Raw genomic sequence first — 3,282 nt, forward strand, 5'->3', positions numbered from 1 at the left:
CGTGGGCCAGGCGGGCGCCCGTCAGGTCCGCGAGTACACCCGCTACCTCAAGGCCGTGGTCGAGCGGCGTGCACGACTCGAGGGCGGTGTGCAGCGCGACCGCCAGCTCATGGACCAGGTCGCCGGCGTGCAGGAGGCCTGGTTGCACGCGGTCGCGGCCGTTCCGGCCGACCAGCCGTGGCCAGCGAAGCTGCGTACGGTGCGCTGGATGCTCGAGGAGTACCGGGTCTCCCTGTGGGCCCAGCAGCTCGGCACCCGCGGCCCGGTCAGCGACCAGCGGATCCGCAAGGCGTTGGGGTAGGCGGCGGTCGGCCACGGTGACCGACCCCACGGAATACCCGTCCCGCGCGACGGTGTTCGTACGGTGATGACTTCCACGACCACCGCGCCCGGCGCGACCACCGAGAACGCCGCTGGAGCGGCCCGCCCCGTCCCGTTCGGATGGGTCCTGCTGGCCCTGGCCACCGGTGGTTTCGCGATCGGCACCACCGAGTTCGTCTCGATGGGGCTGCTGCCGGAGATCTCGCGCGGGCTGGGAGTGTCGATCCCCTCGGCCGGGCACGCCATCTCTGCGTACGCGCTGGGCGTCGTCGTCGGCGCCCCGCTGATCGCCTTCCTCGGCTCGCGCTGGCCGCGCCGGGCGGTGCTGATCGGCCTGATGGCGATGTTCGTCGTCGGCAACCTCGCCACCTCGTTCGTCGACTCGTACGGCGCGATGCTGGCCGCGCGCTTCGTCTCCGGCCTGCCGCACGGCGCGTACTTCGGTGTGGCCTCGCTGGTCGCGGCCAACCTGGCGCCCGCTGGTCGGGCCGGGCGTGCGGTGGCGACGGTGATGCTGGGCCTCTCGTTCGCCAACGTCGTCGGCGTGCCTGCCTCCACGTGGCTGGGGCAGAACATCGGCTGGGAGACCGCGTACTGGGTGGTCGCGGCGCTGGGCCTGCTCACCCTCACCCTGGTGGCCGTCTTCGTGCCGCGCATCCCCGGCGACCGCGAGGCGCACTGGCGTACCGAGCTGGGCGCCCTGCGTCGTCCGCAGGTGATCCTCACCCTGCTCGCCGGTGCGGTGGGCTTCGGCGGCATGTTCGCCGTGTACACGTACATCGTCCCCACCGTGAACGAGGTGGGTGGCCTGCCTGAGTCGGTGGCCCCGTTCTTCCTGCTCGCCTTCGGGCTCGGGATGGTCGTCGGCACGTGGCTCGCCGGCCGGCTGGCCGACTGGTCGGTCCTGCGCAGCCTCCTCATCGGCGGGGCGGGTCAGGGCGTCAGCCTGCTGCTGTTCAGCCTGCTGGCTCCGTACGGCTGGGCGACGCTCCCGGTGGTCTTCGCGATCACGGCCCTGGGGTCGGTGATGGTGGTCAACCTGCAGCTGCGCCTGATGACGGTCAGCTCGGACGCGCCGACCATGGGTGCGGCGATGAACCACGCCTCCCTCAACGTCGCCAACGCGCTCGGTGCGTGGCTGGGCGGTCTGGTGGTGGCCGCCGGCTGGGGCTTCCGGGCCCCCGGTGTCGTCGGCGCCGGCCTGTCCGTGCTGGGCGTCGCGCTGATCGTCGCCTCCGGCCTGCTCGAGCGCCGTACCCAGGCCGCCAACGCGTGAGGCAGGTCACCTCCGGGTTGACCTCCTCGTAACACGGCGTCAACCCCGCGGTAGCCCGGCGGGGGCAGGCTCGTACGTGTCGGGACCCTCCCCCCGGCATCCCTTCGAGCAGGAGGAGCGCGCATGTACACACTGAGTCAGGACACCGAGCAGTCCCGTCGCGAGCGGCTGCGTGACCGCAACGTCCGCGGTCTCGTCGAACTCCTGTCCCGGCGGGGCGAGCTGCGTGGCGTCCACCCGATGGCCGACCACGTCGTCGACACCTTCGCCTGGACCGTCTGACGGTCTCGGAGCAGCACGAGACCCTCCGGACAACGAGGTCCGGAGGGTCTCGGCTGCTGCTGCTGCTGGATCAGATGGTCCAGCAGTTGTTGATCTGCGGGAGCCCGTTGAAGCGGGCCTCCCAGAACAGGTTGTCCTGCGCCCAGTGGGGGAGCATCCCGCCCACGTGCAGCGGGGCGACGTTGGGAACGAACCGCACGTTGGCGCCCTTGTTGCACCACGACTTGGCCATCTGCTTGCCGACCGAGAACGGGATGGTGTCGTCGAGGCGAGAGTGGTCAACCAGGACCGGGACGGTCGGCTTGATGGTGCCGATGCGCTGGGCCTCGACGATCGACTTGAGCGGCTCGTTCTTCATGATCTCGGCCATCGGCTGACCGTTGGCGCTGAGGTCCTTGGACTGCTTGAACGCGGTGGAGAAGAGGTCGAAGACGCAGTCCTGCTCGACGTCGGCGAACACCTGCTTGCCCTCGGCGTTGAGGTACGGGGACATGTCGAGGTCGTAGCTCTCGGCCAGCCCGCGCAGGGCGAAGAACGAGAACGCGGACCACAGGGTGCCCTCGAGGTTGTTGGCCACCGCGCCGAGGTCGGCGGGGACGGCGCCGACGATGGCGCCCTTGATCTTCAGCTCCGGAGCGTACGAGCCGGCCAGCTCGACGGCGGACGCCGCGGCGCCACCGCCCTGCGAGTAGCCCTCAAGGCCGACGGGGTTGGCCGAGGTGATGCCGCTGATCCCGAGCTGCTGCGCGGCGCGGACGGCGTCGAGGACGGCGCGGCCCTGGGAGACGCGGTCCATGTACGTGTGGACGCCGGCAGTGCCGAGGCCCTCGTAGTCGGTCATGACGACCGCGTACCCGCGGGCCAGCAGCTTGGCGACGCCGATCGCCTCGTACTCGATGCCCTCGGAGAACTGACGGGACGGGGCGCACTTGTCGGCCATGCCCTGGGTGCCTGCGGCGTAGCTGATGATGGGCCGCTTGCCCAGGCCGATCCATGCGCCGTTGGGGACGATCACGACGCCGGAGACGGCGATCGCCTCGCCGGCCCGGTTGGTGCTGCGGTAGAGGATGCGGTGGCTGTTCTTGAAGTGCGTGGCCACGTCGGCCGGGTCGAGCTTGTACGTCAGCTTCTCGCTGCGGATCAGCGCACCGTTGGCGGCCGGCAGCGTCGCCGGCGCCTCGTAGAAGGCCGGGCGCGGCGGCTCGGGGACGGACGGGGCGGCCGTGGCCGGGGTGGCCACGAGGCTGGCGGCGACGCCGGCCAGGGCGACGGCCGAGGCGATGACACCTCGTCGCACGCGAACCAGTGACAGGGGCTTCATGCGGTTCCTCCCAGGGGTGCGGTCGCTGGTGACGAGCGACACTCCCCGGCACGTTACTGATGAAACAGTTGTTTGAACAGGG

At 70.8% G+C, this 3,282-nt stretch carries 4 protein-coding genes; 3 read left to right on the forward strand and 1 reads right to left on the reverse strand.

From position 1 onward, the window contains the following. From ACI379_RS04200 to ACI379_RS04210, 3 genes are all read left to right on the forward strand, one after another. Nucleotides 1-301: DUF3418 domain-containing protein (locus ACI379_RS04200; RefSeq protein ID WP_439790813.1), on the forward strand; the 301-nt coding region annotated here is incomplete at its 5' end. A gap of 66 nt (nt 302-367) precedes the next feature. Further along, nucleotides 368-1,597 (forward strand): MFS transporter, encoded by a 1,230-nt coding sequence (locus ACI379_RS04205; protein WP_439790814.1) that lies wholly within the window; start codon nt 368-370, stop codon nt 1,595-1,597. 123 nt (nt 1,598-1,720) lie between these two features. Then, the gene (locus ACI379_RS04210) at nt 1,721-1,879 is read left to right on the forward strand and encodes a hypothetical protein (RefSeq protein ID WP_439790815.1); all 159 of its coding nucleotides are present in this window, start codon (nt 1,721-1,723) and stop codon (nt 1,877-1,879) included. A gap of 70 nt (nt 1,880-1,949) precedes the next feature. Here the strand turns inward: ACI379_RS04210 and ACI379_RS04215 are convergent, their stop codons facing one another. Beyond that, nucleotides 1,950-3,200, reverse strand: coding sequence for a lipase family protein (locus tag ACI379_RS04215; protein WP_439790816.1), 1,251 nt, complete (start codon nt 3,198-3,200; stop codon nt 1,950-1,952). Between the last annotated feature and the right edge of the window lie 82 nt (nt 3,201-3,282).

Origin of the sequence: Nocardioides sp., from assembly GCF_051876515.1 — a bacterium.
In the GTDB taxonomy this organism is placed as follows: Bacteria; Actinomycetota; Actinomycetes; order Propionibacteriales; family Nocardioidaceae; genus Nocardioides.

Bases quoted from the DNA above. Each gene is read 5' to 3' on its own strand.
- ACI379_RS04205 (WP_439790814.1), top strand. From the start codon at position 368: ATGACTTCCACGACCACCGCGCCCGGCGCGACCACCGAGAACGCCGCT.
- ACI379_RS04215 (WP_439790816.1), bottom strand. From the start codon at position 3,200: ATGAAGCCCCTGTCACTGGTTCGCGTGCGACGAGGTGTCATCGCCTCG.
- ACI379_RS04210 (WP_439790815.1), top strand. From the start codon at position 1,721: ATGTACACACTGAGTCAGGACACCGAGCAGTCCCGTCGCGAGCGGCTG.